The following is a 16,364-nucleotide window of genomic DNA, read 5'->3' as shown; positions in this document are numbered from 1 at the left end:
AAGCCTTCATCACTCACGCGGCGTTGCTCCGTCAGACTTTCGTCCATTGCGGAAGATTCCCTACTGCTGCCTCCCGTAGGAGTCTGGGCCGTGTCTCAGTCCCAGTGTGGCCGATCACCCTCTCAGGTCGGCTACGCATCGTTGCCTTGGTGAGCCGTTACCTCACCAACTAGCTAATGCGACGCGGGTCCATCCATAAGTGACAGCCGAAGCCGCCTTTCAATTTCGAACCATGCGGTTCAAAATGTTATCCGGTATTAGCCCCGGTTTCCCGGAGTTATCCCAGTCTTATGGGCAGGTTACCCACGTGTTACTCACCCGTCCGCCGCTAACTTCATAAGAGCAAGCTCTTAATTCATTCGCTCGACTTGCATGTATTAGGCACGCCGCCAGCGTTCATCCTGAGCCAGGATCAAACTCTCCAATAAAGTTAGTTTGTCTAGCATTTAAAATAAAAATTGACGTTTCACGTTGTTTGTTTCGTTCAGTTTTCAAAGAACTACTTGGTCGCTCATTTGCGACTTCCTTATGTTAACATTTTCGTTTTTCGATGTCAACTAAGTTTTTCAATTTCTTTTTGTCGTTTTCTGCGTTTCCGCATCAGCGACGGTTATTAATTTAACATATACAAACTATTAACGTCAACACTTTTTAATAAAAAATTCTTTTTCTTACATAACGAATACATTCTTCTGTGTTAGCTACTCTCCGGAATAAACAGAAAATGATTTTATATCTTTCTTCCATGGCTTTTTTTACAACTTCATGAATACGCTCATCTTCAAAATCAAATAAAAGTTCCTCTAATTCTCTCTTCAATATGTATTCCATTTCTTTTCTCTCTTCTTTTGTCAACATCAGCCCAAGCAAACAATCACCTCAATAATTCCTTACGCAACAATAAACGTTCCGCTCATTTTCAATTATCACAATCCTATCATCCATTATATCCACTACTTACGATATTAATCCTTTGTTCTCTTTTTTATATTTACAGCATATATGTAACTGAAAAGGATTGGACAAAGGGGCGTAATATTATGTTTTTCTTTTTTATTACGAGTAAGAGAAATTTTAAACACATTAGCTTAATAGTGATACTGTCCTTATTTACAGCATGGCTACTCTTTTTAAAAACATATTCACATGAATCTGCTTTTTCAACTGCTACAGGCCCTAAAGTAATTTACAAAGGAGACACCGCTAAAAAGCAAGTTGCATTTACGTTTGATATTAGTTGGGGAGACAAAAAAGCAATTCCAATCCTAGATACTCTTAAAGAAAGAGAAATTAAGAATGCAACATTCTTCCTTTCTGCTGCATGGGCCGAAAGACACCCCGATATTGTAGAGCGAATCATGAAAGACGGACACGAAATCGGTAGTATGGGGTACAATTACACATCCTACACTTCTCTAGAGACAAATGAAATAAGACGAGACCTTTTACGAGCACAAGATGTTTTTACGAAACTTGGTGTAAAACAAGTCAAGCTGTTACGTCCACCTAGTGGCGAATTTAACAAAGCAACCCTTAAAATCGCAGAATCACTTGGATACACCGTCGTGCATTGGAGTAATAATTCAAACGATTGGAAAAACCCAGGTGTAAATAACATCGTTTCCACTGTCTCTAATAATTTGAAAGGTGGAGATATCGTCTTATTACACGCATCCGATTCTGCCCTTCAAACAAATAGAGCTTTACCGCTGCTCCTGCAAAAAATAAAAAGTGATGGATATGAGCAAATATCCGTATCACAACTTATTTCCAACACAAGTACGAAAAGTGAAGATGTGAAGTAGCTTCTTCCCTACCACTCTTCACGCATAAAAAGCTCTACTACCTTTCAAGAAGGTGGTAGAGCTTTTTTAATCATACCATTTCCAGCATTATAACTGCTGGTGTATAAAATCTCTCTATTAAGCTGATTTACTTGTTTTTCCGATTAAACGATGTAATACAAGTAATTGATATGCGTTACATAACAATAGCGGTATAACCATTAAATATAACCAATCTGTATCATTAATCCGAAGCGCCGGTACCCATTCAAGGATTGTTACAACAACCATAAAGAACAGAGCTGGCACAAATGCTTTTTTATTTGTTTCTTTGCTTTTTACATAAGCAACAATTGCTCCAAACACAAATAATATTCCAGCAACAAGTATGTTATTCCCTAACGAGACTTCCCCATTTGCAATAAGTACAGATCTTAAATACACAAAATCAAATAATACGAATGCAATAAAGAAGAGCTGGACTGCATTCCATAAAGAAGATGAGCGGAACATCCCTAGTCCAAAACGGTGGATTGTTAAATATGCAAAGAATCCCATTTGACTTATAACACTAAAAATAAATCCTACACCCATCAGCCAGAAAGATACTGCTAAAATCTCCTTGCCGTCGAAATTTTGAAAAAATTTATTGTACTTGTCCCACTCCAAAACAAAACCAATAATAACTGTGCTAATTCCACCAAGAAACAACGTCGTTAAAAATAGTCGTACCCACTTGCGGCTATTCACAACACATCCCCCATTATCCTTATATTTCTAATTAAATTGTATCAATGACAATTTCAAAAAGCTAGCCATGTTCATGTATAAATTCCTTAAAGATATTTATATTAAAAAGAGAGAACTGTGCTGAAAGGAGTTCCAACTTATGAAACGGATGCTATTCATTTTCGTTTCTTCTTTTCTACTTATCGCACTTGCAGCATGCGCACAAGGAAAAGAAACGAAATCCGAACTAGATTACGATCAAACAAAGAAAATGATTGTTGATATTTTAAAAACAGATCAAGGTAAGAAAGCTATTCAAGATGTATTAACTGATGAAAAAATGAAACAAGCACTCATACTAGATGAAACAGTAGTAAAGAAAACGATTGAAGATGCCATGGTATCCGATAAAGGGCAACAATTCTGGGAAAAGCTCTTTAAAGATCCTGAGTTCTCATCAAAGTTTGCTAAAAGTATGGGGAAAGAACAAACTCAATTAATGAAAACCTTACTAAAAGACCCTGAATACCAAGCAGGCGTTATAGAAATTATGAAAAATCCTGAAGTAGAAAAAATGATGTTACAAACAATGAAGAGTAAAGAATACCGTCAATATCTACAACAAGTACTAACAGAAACTGCTGAAAGTCCACTCTTCCAAGCCAAGATGATTGATATCATTAGTAAAGGTGTGCAAAAAGCTGAAAAAGGCGGATCCGGTAAGAAAGAAGCAGGCGGTGACGGTGGTTCTCAAGACGAGAAGAAGGAAGAACAGTAAAAAATAATAACTATAATAACGAGTGAACAATGTATACATTGTTCACTCGTTATTACTTTATCTTGCTATTAATAGACAAAATGGACCCCTCTAGTTAAGCGAAAGGTTTACAGCCTTATTGTTGTCAGTAACAGGTAAACCCCACTGATTAAAGTTTCACTTTATTTTTGTGTAACAGCTGTTTTATCAATTACTGTTTCAGCTATTTTACTATAAATAATGCCCGTTGTATGTGTATCTTCATATACTGAAGGAGCAAAGTCTTCTTTATTCCAATCGGGTTGTTGTAGTGGAATACGCCCAAGAACATTTGTTTGTAATTCGGCAGCTAACTTATCTCCCCCGCCTTTTCCAAATACATATTCTTTCTCACCAGTTACCTTACTTTCAAAATATGCCATATTCTCAACAACACCAAGAATACTATGTTCAGTGCGCAATGCCATCGCTCCAGCACGCGCTGCTACAAACGCAGCTGTTGGATGAGGCGTCGTTACAATAATCTCTTTGCAAGATGGCAACATTGAGTGCACATCTAACGCAACATCACCTGTGCCTGGTGGCAAATCTAGTACTAAATAATCTAAATCGCCCCATTCTACTTCTGTGAAGAAGTGGTTTAACATTTTCCCAAGCATAGGTCCTCTCCAAATAACTGGTGCATTATCCTCTACAAAGAAGCCCATTGAGATTACCTTTACACCTAAACGTTCCACCGGAATTATCTTGTCACCTCTTACGATAGGACGTTTTTCTATCCCCATCATGTCTGGCACACTAAAACCGTAAATGTCCGCATCGATAATACCAACTTTTTTTCCTAAACGAGCTAAAGCAACTGCAAGGTTAACGGAAACAGTTGATTTTCCCACGCCACCTTTTCCACTCGCTACCGCTAAGAATGTTGTTTTTGAATTAGGTGACAATAAAGATTCACTTTGCTCTTCTTCTTGTTCCGGTGCAAACTGAGCTAATTCCTCTTCTGTAAATTCTGCAAAACGAAGTCCAACTGTTGCTGCCCCAAGTTCTTTTACTAACTTTACAATTCCAGACTGCAACTGCATTTGTTCCGCTGTACCGGTTTTTACGATTGCAATTTTGACACTCACATGTTCCTTCTCTGGCTTGACTGTTACCTCTTTAATTGCACTTGTTTCTTTTAAAGTTTTATGTAAAAACGGATCTACAATCCCTTCTAACGCTTCAACCACTTGCTCTTTCGTTACCATAATTAGCCCAGCCCCCTGTATGAAAAATAACGTAATGTTAATTGAATTTATCTCTGCTTATTCTTGAAATAAATGCGTTTACATTTCCAGTATAACATATTTTCCGAAAACTTCGTTAACAAGAGAAGCTCAAAAAAATCCTCCTTATTCTGGAGGATTTCCTTTTTCCGTGAAATAACGTAATATACCACGGTATATTGCAGCTGCTACCTTTTGCTGATATTTCTCCGAATTTAACATATACCTTTCGTTCACATTCGATAAAAAGCCAGCTTCAATTAAAGCACCTGGTGTTTTAGAATACTTTAATAAATACACATGCGAAATAGTCTTAGCAGAACGATTCGTGTTCTCTAAACTTGTTCTCAATTCAGCCTGTATAAATTTTGCAGCACGTTCATTTTCAATTGAAGAGCGGTAATAGAACGTTTGTGCGCCTTTCGATCCACTACTAGTTAAAGCATTTAAATGAATACTTGCAAAAAAGTCTACATCAGGTTTATTGATGATTTCTACACGTTTTTTTAAATCCTCTGCTTTACGTCTGCTATATGACTTTGTATCTTTGTTAGCTAAATCATAATCTCCCTCACGCGTTAAAATGACTAGTGCACCTTGTTCTTGTAAATAGTCTTGTACCTTTTTTGTAATTTCAAGCGTAATATCCTTTTCTATAATATCCTTTCCACCAACAGCCCCTCCATCTGGTCCACCATGCCCAGCATCTAATACGATTACTTTCCCTGATAAGGGTAAATTCCAAGCACGCCACGATTTTGTAATTTGAAATTCTTGTTTGACTAAAAAAAACAATACAACCGCAGCGAGTGCAAAAGAGATAATTCGAATTCTCTTCATACCTTTCCTCCTCCAGCTAGTCCCTCTAATTACTTATATGGGACAAGAGGAAAGTTTATGCTTGTCTTAATGAAGCTTTAATCGATATCTTCTTTCACCTTTTTCATACCCTTCTTGCCACCACAATCCTATAAACTGCTGACAAGATTCAAAAAGTAATTCCTCATCTTTCAACTTTATTTCTCGCATAGTCATACTCGTTAAAAATTGAAATAGCGTTTCAGTTAATTGTTGTTCTTCTTCTAAAGCTCTATATTTCACATCAAAAAACGATTCACCATAATAACCAAATTTACTGTATCTCGCTCCTAATAAATAAGATTCTATCCCTAATTCAATACAGTAATCTTCATACTGACGATGAAGCTCTTGCATTTGAAAGGCATCACGAATATTTGAACGCAATGTTTTTAATGATAATTCCCGCAACATCTTCCGCTCGTATTTTAACTGCTTTTCTTTTTGTTTTTCTTGTAAGCTGACAATGACATTCATAGTACTTATAAACCTCCCTAATACGTATTAGTCTAAACTTCTAAAGAAGAAGCATACGCGTGGCGGTAGCACTAAAATATTCCAAGCTATAAAAATTGCAAAAGAGGAATGAAACATAAAAAAACCCCAACCAAAATGGTTGGGGTTTGTAGTTCGCAAAAATTAACGTTTTGAGAACTGAGGTGCACGACGTGCGCCTTTAAGACCGTATTTTTTACGCTCTTTCATACGTGCGTCACGAGTTAATAGACCTGCACGTTTTAGTGTTAGACGGTATTCTGGATCAGCTTTTAATAAAGCGCGAGAAATACCGTGACGAATAGCACCAGCTTGACCAGTGTATCCACCACCATTTACGTTTACAAGTACATCGTAGTTACCTAAAGTTTCTGTTGCAACTAGAGGTTGTTTCACTACTTCACGTAATGCAGCAAATGGGATATAGTTTTCAAAATCACGACCGTTAATGATAACGCGTCCTTCGCCTGGAACTAGGCGTACGCGCGCTACTGAACTCTTACGACGTCCAGTGCCATAGTATTGAACCTGTGCCAAAGTAAGCCCTCCTTTAATTAATTATCCGCGAAGTTCGTAAACTTCTGGTTTTTGTGCTTGGTGTGGATGCTCTGCTCCAGCATACACGTTAAGTTTCTTAGAAACTTGACGGCCTAAGCGTCCTTTTGGAAGCATGCCTTTAATTGCAAGCTCTAACATTTGTACAGGGTAGTTTGTACGCATTTCAAGAGCTGTTCTTTGCTTAAGTCCACCTGGGTGGTTAGTGTGACGGTAGTAAATTTTATCGTTTAATTTATTACCTGTTAAATGAATTTTCTCAGCGTTAATAATAATTACATGATCACCCGTGTCAACGTGTGGTGTAAATGTAGGTTTGTTTTTACCACGTAAAATGGATGCTACTTCACTAGCAAGGCGACCTAAAGTTTGACCTTCAGCATCAACCACATACCATTTACGCTCAACTTCGTTAGCTTTTGCCATAAAAGTCGTACGCATGTGTTTCCCTCCTCGTTATCTTTTCCATAGAAAAAATCTATTGTTTATCTTAAACACGATTTCCTTCCGGGGCTAATCGTGGTTTTAGAAACAATACCATATGTTATGATATACTTTTGAGTTTCTAATGTCAAGCAAATGTTACACCAGGATTAGTTGTTATAGTTTACCTCCCATAAGTAAAGCCCATGACCTGGAGCCATCTTTCCAGCAAACTGACGATTTTGTTTCGCTAAAATCTCTGGAATGCTATCAGGATCAAGCTTTCCTTGCCCTACGCTAAGTAACGTACCAACAATAATTCTGACCATATTATATAAAAATCCATTACCTACAAAACGAAAAATTATTTCATCATTTTGTTCAATTAACTCGATTTCATAAATTGTTCGCACTTTATCTTTTTTGTCAGTTTTTGCCGAACAAAAAGAAGTGAAATCATGTGTTCCAATAAAATAAGGAATTGCTTTTCTTATAGAGTTGATTTCGAGCGGGTATGGATATTGATATACGTAATTTCTACGGAATACATCCGCAGTCTTTGATAATAATACACGATAACGATATTCTTTTTTCTCAACACCGTAACGTGCATGAAATTCTTCTGTTTTTTTCTCTACTTGCCTAATAACAATATCATCTGGCAACATTGTGTTTAAAGCATTAATCCATTGCCACTCTTCAAGAGACAAAGGAGTATCAAAGTGTATTACTTGTCCTTTTGCATGAACTGTAGAATCTGTTCTACCAGATGCCTGAACACGAACAAGTTCTCCCTTATGCAATTTCTGCAATGCTTTTTCTATCTCCTGTTGAACAGTACGATGGTTCGGCTGAATTTGATAACCACAAAAATGCATGCCATCATATGCAACCGTACATTTTATTCTATCCATTTCTCTATTCTCCATTACGATCGCACCCATGCCAAAATACAAGCTAAACAAAATAAGCTGACAATCGTTACTGTATCGCTTGTTTTCCAGCGTAGTTGCCTAAATTTAGTACGTCCTTCACCACTTTGATATCCACGAGCTTCCATCGCAATGGCTAAGTCCTCTGCACGCTTAAAAGCACTGATAAACAGAGGAACGAGCAGTGAAATAATAGCTTTCATTCTATCTTTTATCGGTCCCCCGGCAAAATCAATACCACGTGACGCTTGTGCTTTCATTATTTTACTCGTTTCATCCATTAATGTCGGGATAAAACGAAGAGAAATTGACATCATTAATGCGATTTCATGAACAGGAACCTTTATACGCTTCAACGGCTTTAATAACGTCTCCAAACCATCTGTAATTTCAATAGGTGTCGTCGTTAACGTTAATAATGTCGTCATTAAAATAATAACGAAGAATCGTACAGAAATGTATATCCCTTGCTCTAATCCTTTTTCATATATCGAAAACCAACCAAGCTGGAATAGTACATCCCCCTCCTTATTTGTAAAAATATGCAGGAAAAATGTAAAAAGAAAAATCCATAAAATTGGTTTTAAGCCCGAAAGTACATAACGAATCGGCACTTTTGCAAAAAATAAAGCAATGAGTGCATATAAAAATAAAAATCCATATGAAATCGCATTATTTGCTAAGAAAACAACAAATACATATAAAAAGACAATCAGCAGCTTCGTACGTGGATCAAGTTGATGAATAAGTGAATTCCCCGGGATATATCTCCCAATAATCAACTGCTGCATGATTCATGACCACCTTTTCGTAACACCTGCACAACTTCATGAGTAAGATCCTCTAAAGATAAGGTAGCCTTTGGAATTGAAATACCAAACTTCTCTTCAATTGCACGTTTATACTTTAATGACATAGGAAGATCCACACCAATTTTCTCTAGTTCATCGGCATGTGAAAATACTTCCTCTGCACTTCCTTGCAAAAAGACCGTTCCTTTATGCATAACTACAATCTGCTCCGCATACTGAGCAGCATCCTCCATATTATGCGTTACAAGGATAACTGTAAGACCTTTCTCCTTGTGCAGCTTATAAAACATCTCCATAAGTTCGTTCTGCCCTTTTGGATCCAGTCCTGCTGTAGGTTCATCTAATACAAGCACTTCAGGTTCCATCGCCAGTACACCCGCTATAGCAACACGTCTCATTTGTCCACCACTTAATTCGAACGGAGAACGTGTTAACAGTTCCGGTTCTAGCCCTACAAGTTCAATTGCCTTTCTAGCCTTTTGCCTTGCTTCGTCTACAGATACTCCAAAATTAGTAGGGCCGAAACAAATATCTTTCTCCACAGTCTCTTCAAACAACTGATGTTCTGGGAATTGAAAGACAACCCCTACTTTTTTACGTAGTGGCTTTAACTTTTTTTCTTTCTTTCCTGCCGAAATCAAATGTTCACCAATTTGAACTGTACCATTTGTCGGCTGCAATAAACCATTTAAATGTTGAATCATCGTTGACTTACCTGAACCAGTATGACCAATAATGGCATAATAGCCCCCACTTGGAAACGACACATCTACATCATAAAGTGCGCGTCTTTCAAATGGAGTTTTATATTGATAACGATGCTCTACTTTTTGGAATGTAATCTCCAAAGTTCGTTCACCAAGCTTTCCATTGTAAGATGCGTATTTTGCAAGAGAATTTCATTTCTTTTTAATAATTCTGCTATTTTCACTGAAAACGGTACATCTAAGCCAATTTCTTGGAGCATATGAGAGGATTTGAAAATTTTTTCTGGAGTCCCTTCCTCTAATATTTCTCCCTTATTTAAAATAATGACACGATCTGACTGTGCCGCTTCTTCTAAATCGTGCGTAATCGATAACACGGTAATACCTTTTTGAGTAACAAGTTGTCTAACCGTTTCTACTACTTCACGTCTCCCTTGAGGGTCTAACATTGACGTTGCTTCATCTAATATTAAAATAGATGGTTGAAGTGCTAAAACGCCTGCTATTGCCACTCGCTGCTTTTGCCCACCAGATAAGGAATGAGGCTCATCATTAAGAAAATCTTCCATACGGACAAGTCGCAAGGCCTGTTCTAATCTTTCAATCATTTGTTCTCTTGGCATTCCGATATTCTCTAAGCCAAATACAACATCATCTTGCACTGTTGTTCCAACAAATTGATTATCTGGATTTTGAAATACCATTCCAATTTGTTTTCGAACATCCCATACCGTTTCCTCTGATAAAACCATTGTATCATTTACTGTAATAGTCCCTGCTTCTGGCAAAAACAAACCATTCAATAATTTTGCAAGTGTAGACTTTCCTGAACCGTTTTGTCCAATAATAGATACCCACTCTCCCTCATATAAGGAAAATGAAACATCTTTTAATGCATAAGTGGCTGCCCCAGGATATTGAAATGATATATTTTCTATCCGAAGTTTCTCTTTTTTCAATAGAAGGCACCCTTTCCTTCCCACAGTTAGCCTATTTTTATATTTAAAAAAAAGGGCCATGACCAGTTTCTTGAAAAGAACTGTCCTGCCCTTTTAATTATCATTATACTAACTCGATAATTACCATTGGTGCTGCGTCTCCGCGACGTGGACCAATTTTTGCAATACGAGTGTATCCGCCTTGGCGCTCAGCATAGCGTGGAGCTACATCAGCGAATAGTTTTTGAAGTGCATCTTGACCAGTCTCAGCGTTAGCTACTTCATTGCGAATGAAAGCTGCTGCTTGACGACGAGCATGAAGATCTCCGCGTTTACCTAAAGTGATCATTTTTTCCACTACAGAACGAAGTTCTTTTGCACGAGTTTCTGTCGTTTGGATGCGCTCGTTGATAATTAAATCAGTAGCTAAATCACGTAACATAGCTTTACGTTGCGCACTTGTACGGCCTAATTTTCTGTATGCCATTCGTAGTTCCCTCCTTTGTTGATGGGTTTAAATCCTCAGTCGTCTTTACGTAAACCTAAACCTAATTCCTCAAGTTTATGTTTAACTTCTTCTAAGGATTTACGTCCTAAGTTACGAACTTTCATCATATCTTCTTCTGTTTTGTTCGCAAGCTCTTGTACAGTATTAATTCCTGCACGTTTTAGGCAATTATAAGAACGAACAGAAAGGTCTAGTTCTTCGATAGTCATCTCAAGAACTTTCTCTTTTTGATCTTCTTCCTTCTCGACCATAATCTCAGCATTTTGTGCTTCATCAGTTAAACCAACAAAGATATTTAAATGCTCAGTTAAGATTTTGGCACCTAAAGAGATAGCTTCTTTTGGCCCGATGCTTCCATCCGTCCATACATCAAGCGTAAGCTTATCATAATTAGCCACTTGTCCGACACGTGTCTTTTCCACTTGGTAAGTCACACGTGATACTGGAGTATAAATAGAATCAATAGGAATTACTCCTATTGGTTGATCTTCGCTTTTATTTGCATCAGCTGGCGTATACCCACGGCCACGCTTTGCAGTTAAACGCACGCGGAAATGCGCATCTTTTGCTAACGTTGCAATGTGTAAATCTGGATTTAAGATTTCTACATCACTATCGTGAGTAATATCAGCAGCTGTGACAATACCTTCGCCCTGTACATCAATTTCCAACGTCTTCTCTTCTTCAGAGTAGATTTTAAGAGCTAACTTTTTCAAGTTTAAGATGATCGTCGTAACGTCTTCTACTACGCCCTCAACTGTTGAAAATTCATGTAATACGCCATCGATTTGGATAGCAGTAACAGCGGCACCAGGGAGTGAGGATAAAAGAATACGACGTAAGGAGTTACCCAAAGTAGTACCATATCCACGCTCAAGCGGTTCAATTACGAATTTACCATATTTAGCATCTTCGTTAAGTTCAACCGTTTCGATTTTCGGCTTTTCGATTTCAATCATTAACTAAACCCTCCTTCAAAACGTCGAAACCCCGGTTAAACAAAGGTATAACCCCTGTCTAACCGAAAGTCCCCCTTAGGCAGTTCCCGATTGTGCACAACAAGCGATGTTTCTGTACGAAATTTCTCGATAATGCATCATATCCATTATAGACAAAAGGGAAAATTCTATACAGAAAAATTACACACGACGACGTTTTGGTGGACGACATCCATTATGAGGAACTGGAGTAACATCTCTAATTGCTGTTACTTCTAGACCTGCAGCTTGAAGAGCACGAATTGCAGCTTCACGACCAGCACCAGGACCTTTAACAGTAACCTCTAAAGTTTTTAAACCGTGTTCCATTGCAGCTTTAGCAGCAGTTTCAGCAGCCATTTGCGCAGCGAATGGAGTAGATTTACGAGATCCACGGAAACCAAGTGCACCAGCACTAGACCAAGAAAGTGCGTTACCGTGAGTATCTGTAAGTGTTACGATTGTGTTGTTGAAAGTAGAACGAATATGAGCTATACCAGCTTCAATATTCTTTTTCACACGTTTTTTACGAGTGTTTGTTTTACGTGCCATTGTTAGTTCAACCTCCTTTACTTATTATTTCTTTTTATTTGCTACTGTACGACGTGGACCTTTACGTGTACGAGCATTGTTTTTAGAGTTTTGACCACGAACTGGTAAACCACGACGGTGACGAAGACCACGGTAAGAACCGATCTCCATTAGACGTTTGATGTTAAGAGATACTTCACGACGAAGGTCTCCCTCAACTTTAATACGATCGATGATATCACGGATACGTCCTAATTCGTCTTCCGTTAAATCACGAACTCGTGTTTCTTCAGAAATACCTGCTTCAGCAAGAATTTTTTCAGCAGTTGTGCGACCAATGCCGAATACGTAAGTTAAAGAAATAACAACGCGTTTGTCTCGAGGAATATCTACACCTGCGATACGTGCCATTACGAATGCACCTCCTTCTGATTAACCTTGTTTTTGTTTATGTTTAGGGTTTTCACAAATAACCATTACTTTTCCACGTCTACGAATAACTTTACATTTTTCGCAGATTGGTTTAACTGACGGTCTTACTTTCATGTCTCGAACCTCCTTAAAGATTACGGAGTGCTATATTATTTAAAACGGTACGTAATACGACCACGATTTAAATCGTACGGAGATAATTCTACCGTAACTTTGTCTCCTGGTAAAATACGAATGAAGTTCATACGGATTTTACCAGAAACGTGAGCCAATACGACATGCCCATTCTCTAATTCTACTTTGAACATAGCATTTGGCAACGTTTCAAGAACGGTACCTTCGACTTCAATTACATCATCTTTAGCCATTCAATAGTTCTCCCTTCTTCAAATCAGTAACATTTTACACTGCTCTGAAATCCCGGAGAGCCAGCTACTTATAAAGTGGTAAGGATTTCGTATCCTGCTTCTGTAAGAGCAATCGTGTGCTCAAAATGGGCACACCATTTACCATCTACCGTTACCACTGTCCAGTCATCAGATAGTGTTTTTACATATCGTCTTCCTTGATTCACCATCGGCTCAACACAGATGACCATTCCCGGCTTTAATCTAGGGCCTCTATTTGGTGGACCATAGTGCGGGATTTGAGGGTCCTCATGTAAGTCTTGCCCGATTCCGTGACCAACATACTCCCTAACGATCGAGAATCCATTCTCTTCAGCATGGGTTTGAACCGCATGTGAGATATTTGATAATCTCTCGCCTGGTTTTACTTGTTCTAGACCAAGATACAACGATTTTTCTGTGACATCAAGTAGCTTTTGAACAGATTCAGAAATGTTTCCAACTGGATACGTCCATGCAGAATCTCCATGGTACCCATTGTATTTCGCACCAATATCGATACTGATGATATCGCCCTCTTTGAGCTTGCGCTTCCCTGGAATTCCGTGTACAAGCTCTTCATTTACAGAAGCACATATGCTCCCCGGAAATCCGTTGTATCCTTTAAAAGATGGCGTAGCACCATATTTTTGAATCGTCTTTTCCGCTATTTGATCGAGCTCTTTCGTTGTAATTCCTGGAGTAATGTGCTGTTTCAACTCTTGATGAGTCAAAGCAACGATCCTGCCAGCTTCTCGCATGATTTCTATCTCGCGAGGAGTTTTGCAGATTATCATTACGCTAAGCCTCCGATGAGAACATCGATATCAGCAAATACTTTATTGATATCTTGCTCACCATTAATGCTTTGTAAGTAACCAAGCTCTTCGTAGAAATCAAGCAAAGGTTTTGTTTGCTTAATATTTACATCTAAACGATTTGCTACAGTTTCTTCATTGTCATCAGAGCGTTGATATAATTCGCCACCACATTTATCGCACACATCAGCTTTTGCTGGTGGATTGAATTCTAAGTGGTAAGTCGCACCGCACTCTTTACAAATGCGACGGCCTGTAAGGCGTTTTAATAACAACCCTGAATCCACATTAATGTTTAAAACATAGTCGATTTTTTTGCCAAGATCTTTCATAATTTCTTCAAGAGCTGATGCTTGTGCAACAGTTCGTGGGAAACCGTCTAGTAAGAAACCTCTTACGCAGTCGTCTTGACTTAAACGTTCACGAACGATTCCGATTGTAACTTCATCTGGAACAAGTGCACCTTTATCAATAAAAGATTTTGCTTGTAGACCCATTTCAGTTTCAGCCTTCATAGCTGCACGGAACATGTCTCCTGTTGAAATGTGAGGGATGTTATACTTGGCAACAATCTGTTCGGCTTGTGTACCTTTACCAGCACCAGGAAGCCCCATTAAAATTAAGTTCATCCTTGTTCCCCCTCAGAGTACATGAGCATGTAGGGAAGACAATTCTTCCCACTTACTCACTGCTTGATAAACCCTTTGTAATGGCGTTTTACCAGTTGGCTTTCTAGCTGCTTCATTGTTTCTAAAGCAACGCCGACAACGATTAACATACTCGTTCCACCGATCTGTGCAGATGGAGGAAGATTTCCCAATTTCGTAAAGATAACTGGTAAGATTGCAATCGCTGCTAGGAAAATTGATCCTACAAAGGTCAAACGATACAAGATTTTTGTTAGATATTGTTCCGTATTCTTACCCGGACGAATACCTGGAACATATCCACCTTGCTTGTTTAGATTCTCTGACATTTGCTCTGGATTAACCTGAACAAATGCATAGAAATATGTGAAGGCTACAATGAGCGCAACATATATGATCATTCCCACTGGGTGAGAATAGTTAAAGTTTGCAATAATCCACTGCGATACATCATGTTTCGGGAAGAACTGTGCAATAGTCGGAGGCGTAATTAAGAATGAAACAGCAAAAATTACTGGAATAACACCAGCACTATTTACCTTAAGCGGTAAATGTGTGTTTTGTGCTCCAGCATAACCACCATTTCCTCCTGTTACACGCTTCGCATATTGAATTGGGATCTTTCTAACAGCCTGTTGAATGAAAATAACACCCACAATAACTGCTAGCACAGCTAGTAAAATCAATGCAACTTTAACGATACTCATGAACAATTGATCTCCGATATTTTGAAACTGTTGCTGATACACTTGAGATATAACACTTGGGATCGCTGCGGCAATACCGCCAAAGATAAGGATGGAAATACCATTACCTACACCTTTAGCTGTAATCTGTTCACCTAACCACATTAAAAATGCAGTACCAGCAGTCAGTACCGTAGCAATGTATAAATAAGTGCTCCAACCTGGATTCAAAATTAATTGTCCACCTACCATACCGTTAAAACCGATTGACATACCAAACCCCTGAATAAACGCAAGAACAATTGTAAAGTAACGCGTGAATTGCGTTAATTTACGACGGCCCATTTCACCTTGCTTCGACCATTCCGAAAATTTAGGAACAACATCCATCTGCAATAATTGCACGATGATGGATGCTGTAATATACGGCATGATTCCCATCGCAAAGATGGAGAAGTTTTTCAAGGCTCCACCGCCAAATGTATTTAGAATACCTAAAGCATTTAATTGATCTTGTGCCTTCAGTACGTCTCCATTTGTAAATGGCACGGGGATAAACGTGCCAATCCTGAATACGATTAACATCGCTAAAGTGAATAATATTTTACGTCTTATCTCAGCAACGCGCATAAAGTTGGAGATTGTACGAAACATTAGATCACCTCAACTGATCCGCCAGCTGCTTCAATTGCTTCTTTAGCACTTGAAGAGAACTTGTGCGCTTTAACAGTTAGTTTTTTCTCTACTGCTCCGCTTGCAAGAACTTTAACACCGTCGTTTAACTTGCTGATAACGCCAGTTTCCAGCAATAATTCAGGTGTTACTTCTGTACCATCTTCAAAACGATTTAACGTTGATAAGTTTACAATAGCAAACTCTTTACGGTTAATGTTTGTGAAGCCGCGTTTTGGTAAACGACGGAATAATGGAGTTTGACCACCTTCGAAGCCAAGACGAACACCGCCGCCAGAACGTGCGTTTTGTCCTTTATGACCTTTACCAGCAGTTTTACCGTTACCAGAACCGATACCACGACCGACACGGTTACGTACTTTACGAGAACCTTCTGCAGGTTTTAATTCATGAAGTTTCATTCCCAGGCACCTCCTTATATTAATGAG

Annotated in this window: 23 protein-coding genes and 1 rRNA gene; 2 read left to right on the top strand and 22 right to left on the bottom strand. The window is 38.5% G+C overall.

Going from position 1 to position 16,364, the window contains the following annotated elements:
• Positions 1 to 428 (bottom strand): 16S ribosomal RNA (locus tag HMPREF1014_RS28350); the annotation flags it as partial.
• 223 nt (positions 429 to 651) lie between these two features.
• The gene (locus HMPREF1014_RS28345) at positions 652 to 870 is read right to left on the bottom strand and encodes a hypothetical protein (RefSeq protein WP_000901147.1); all 219 of its coding nucleotides are present in this window, start codon (positions 868 to 870) and stop codon (positions 652 to 654) included.
• A 170-nt stretch (positions 871 to 1,040) separates the two neighbouring features.
• Between HMPREF1014_RS28345 and pdaB the strand changes: the two genes are divergently transcribed.
• Complete coding sequence (gene pdaB / locus HMPREF1014_RS28340; protein ID WP_000464705.1) at positions 1,041 to 1,805, top strand: polysaccharide deacetylase family sporulation protein PdaB; 765 nt, start codon at positions 1,041 to 1,043, stop codon at positions 1,803 to 1,805.
• 117 nt (positions 1,806 to 1,922) lie between these two features.
• On the opposite strand, the gene kbaA is transcribed toward pdaB, so the two are convergent.
• Positions 1,923 to 2,534, bottom strand: a complete 612-nt coding sequence (gene kbaA, locus HMPREF1014_RS28335; RefSeq protein WP_001088526.1) for a KinB signaling pathway activation protein KbaA — start codon at positions 2,532 to 2,534, stop codon at positions 1,923 to 1,925.
• 139 nt (positions 2,535 to 2,673) lie between these two features.
• On the opposite strand from kbaA, the gene gerD reads away from it, so the two are divergent.
• Entirely contained in the window at positions 2,674 to 3,291 is a 618-nt protein-coding gene (gene gerD / locus HMPREF1014_RS28330; protein ID WP_000827293.1) for a spore germination lipoprotein GerD, read from the top strand.
• 161 nt (positions 3,292 to 3,452) lie between these two features.
• Here the strand turns inward: gerD and salA are convergent, their stop codons facing one another.
• The 19 genes from salA to rplO all read right to left on the bottom strand — a co-directional run bounded on the left by salA (position 3,453) and on the right by rplO (position 16,337).
• Positions 3,453 to 4,520 (bottom strand): iron-sulfur carrier protein/transcriptional regulator SalA, encoded by a 1,068-nt coding sequence (gene salA, locus HMPREF1014_RS28325; protein WP_000256627.1) that lies wholly within the window; start codon positions 4,518 to 4,520, stop codon positions 3,453 to 3,455.
• 144 nt (positions 4,521 to 4,664) lie between these two features.
• On the bottom strand, positions 4,665 to 5,378 hold the full coding sequence (cwlD, locus tag HMPREF1014_RS28320; RefSeq protein ID WP_000822439.1) for an N-acetylmuramoyl-L-alanine amidase CwlD: 714 nt from the start codon (positions 5,376 to 5,378) through the stop codon (positions 4,665 to 4,667).
• Between the two features lie 66 nt (positions 5,379 to 5,444).
• Positions 5,445 to 5,873 (bottom strand): DUF2521 family protein, encoded by a 429-nt coding sequence (locus HMPREF1014_RS28315; protein ID WP_001101005.1) that lies wholly within the window; start codon positions 5,871 to 5,873, stop codon positions 5,445 to 5,447.
• Positions 5,874 to 6,035: 162 nt separating this feature from the next.
• Entirely contained in the window at positions 6,036 to 6,428 is a 393-nt protein-coding gene (rpsI, locus tag HMPREF1014_RS28310) for a 30S ribosomal protein S9 (protein ID WP_000079986.1), read from the bottom strand.
• 21 nt (positions 6,429 to 6,449) lie between these two features.
• Complete coding sequence (rplM, locus tag HMPREF1014_RS28305) at positions 6,450 to 6,887, bottom strand: 50S ribosomal protein L13 (RefSeq protein WP_001260793.1); 438 nt, start codon at positions 6,885 to 6,887, stop codon at positions 6,450 to 6,452.
• 152 nt (positions 6,888 to 7,039) lie between these two features.
• Positions 7,040 to 7,783 (bottom strand): tRNA pseudouridine(38-40) synthase TruA, encoded by a 744-nt coding sequence (gene truA, locus HMPREF1014_RS28300; protein WP_002098927.1) that lies wholly within the window; start codon positions 7,781 to 7,783, stop codon positions 7,040 to 7,042.
• 14 nt (positions 7,784 to 7,797) lie between these two features.
• The gene (locus tag HMPREF1014_RS28295; protein ID WP_001186526.1) at positions 7,798 to 8,592 is read right to left on the bottom strand and encodes an energy-coupling factor transporter transmembrane component T family protein; all 795 of its coding nucleotides are present in this window, start codon (positions 8,590 to 8,592) and stop codon (positions 7,798 to 7,800) included.
• The gene (locus HMPREF1014_RS28290; RefSeq protein WP_000406535.1) at positions 8,580 to 9,461 is read right to left on the bottom strand and encodes an energy-coupling factor ABC transporter ATP-binding protein; all 882 of its coding nucleotides are present in this window, start codon (positions 9,459 to 9,461) and stop codon (positions 8,580 to 8,582) included. Before HMPREF1014_RS28290 ends, HMPREF1014_RS28295 begins: the two co-directional genes overlap by 13 nt.
• Positions 9,437 to 10,279, bottom strand: coding sequence for an energy-coupling factor ABC transporter ATP-binding protein (locus HMPREF1014_RS28285; RefSeq protein ID WP_000711759.1), 843 nt, complete (start codon positions 10,277 to 10,279; stop codon positions 9,437 to 9,439). Before HMPREF1014_RS28285 ends, HMPREF1014_RS28290 begins: the two co-directional genes overlap by 25 nt.
• 103 nt (positions 10,280 to 10,382) lie before the next feature.
• Positions 10,383 to 10,745 carry a 50S ribosomal protein L17 gene (gene rplQ, locus HMPREF1014_RS28280; RefSeq protein ID WP_000331490.1) on the bottom strand — a complete coding sequence of 121 codons (363 nt, stop codon included), beginning with the start codon at positions 10,743 to 10,745 and terminating at the stop codon, positions 10,383 to 10,385.
• Positions 10,746 to 10,780: 35 nt separating this feature from the next.
• Positions 10,781 to 11,725, bottom strand: coding sequence for a DNA-directed RNA polymerase subunit alpha (locus HMPREF1014_RS28275; protein WP_000569643.1), 945 nt, complete (start codon positions 11,723 to 11,725; stop codon positions 10,781 to 10,783).
• A gap of 180 nt (positions 11,726 to 11,905) precedes the next feature.
• Positions 11,906 to 12,295: a 30S ribosomal protein S11 gene (gene rpsK / locus HMPREF1014_RS28270; RefSeq protein WP_000101798.1), complete on the bottom strand. Its 390-nt coding sequence runs from the start codon at positions 12,293 to 12,295 to the stop codon at positions 11,906 to 11,908.
• 24 nt (positions 12,296 to 12,319) lie between these two features.
• Positions 12,320 to 12,685 (bottom strand): 30S ribosomal protein S13, encoded by a 366-nt coding sequence (gene rpsM / locus HMPREF1014_RS28265; protein ID WP_000090788.1) that lies wholly within the window; start codon positions 12,683 to 12,685, stop codon positions 12,320 to 12,322.
• A 21-nt stretch (positions 12,686 to 12,706) separates the two neighbouring features.
• Positions 12,707 to 12,820 carry a 50S ribosomal protein L36 gene (rpmJ, locus tag HMPREF1014_RS28260; protein WP_000868344.1) on the bottom strand — a complete coding sequence of 38 codons (114 nt, stop codon included), beginning with the start codon at positions 12,818 to 12,820 and terminating at the stop codon, positions 12,707 to 12,709.
• A gap of 35 nt (positions 12,821 to 12,855) precedes the next feature.
• Positions 12,856 to 13,074 (bottom strand): translation initiation factor IF-1, encoded by a 219-nt coding sequence (gene infA, locus HMPREF1014_RS28255; protein ID WP_001029884.1) that lies wholly within the window; start codon positions 13,072 to 13,074, stop codon positions 12,856 to 12,858.
• Between the two features lie 68 nt (positions 13,075 to 13,142).
• Positions 13,143 to 13,889 carry a type I methionyl aminopeptidase gene (map, locus tag HMPREF1014_RS28250; protein ID WP_000582539.1) on the bottom strand — a complete coding sequence of 249 codons (747 nt, stop codon included), beginning with the start codon at positions 13,887 to 13,889 and terminating at the stop codon, positions 13,143 to 13,145.
• Entirely contained in the window at positions 13,889 to 14,539 is a 651-nt protein-coding gene (locus tag HMPREF1014_RS28245) for an adenylate kinase (RefSeq protein WP_001048989.1), read from the bottom strand. The genes map and HMPREF1014_RS28245 overlap by 1 nt, the downstream gene beginning before the upstream one ends.
• Before the next feature lie 56 nt (positions 14,540 to 14,595).
• The gene (gene secY / locus HMPREF1014_RS28240; protein WP_000490117.1) at positions 14,596 to 15,897 is read right to left on the bottom strand and encodes a preprotein translocase subunit SecY; all 1,302 of its coding nucleotides are present in this window, start codon (positions 15,895 to 15,897) and stop codon (positions 14,596 to 14,598) included.
• Positions 15,897 to 16,337, bottom strand: a complete 441-nt coding sequence (gene rplO, locus HMPREF1014_RS28235) for a 50S ribosomal protein L15 (protein WP_000766081.1) — start codon at positions 16,335 to 16,337, stop codon at positions 15,897 to 15,899. The genes secY and rplO overlap by 1 nt, the downstream gene beginning before the upstream one ends.
• Positions 16,338 to 16,364: the final 27 nt, after the last annotated feature.

This window comes from Bacillus sp. 7_6_55CFAA_CT2 (genome assembly GCF_000238655.1).
In the GTDB taxonomy this organism is placed as follows: domain Bacteria; phylum Bacillota; class Bacilli; order Bacillales; family Bacillaceae_G; genus Bacillus_A; species Bacillus_A cereus.
Note: the sequence above shows the minus strand (reverse complement) of the source record. Positions and strands in the feature narration are given on the sequence as shown.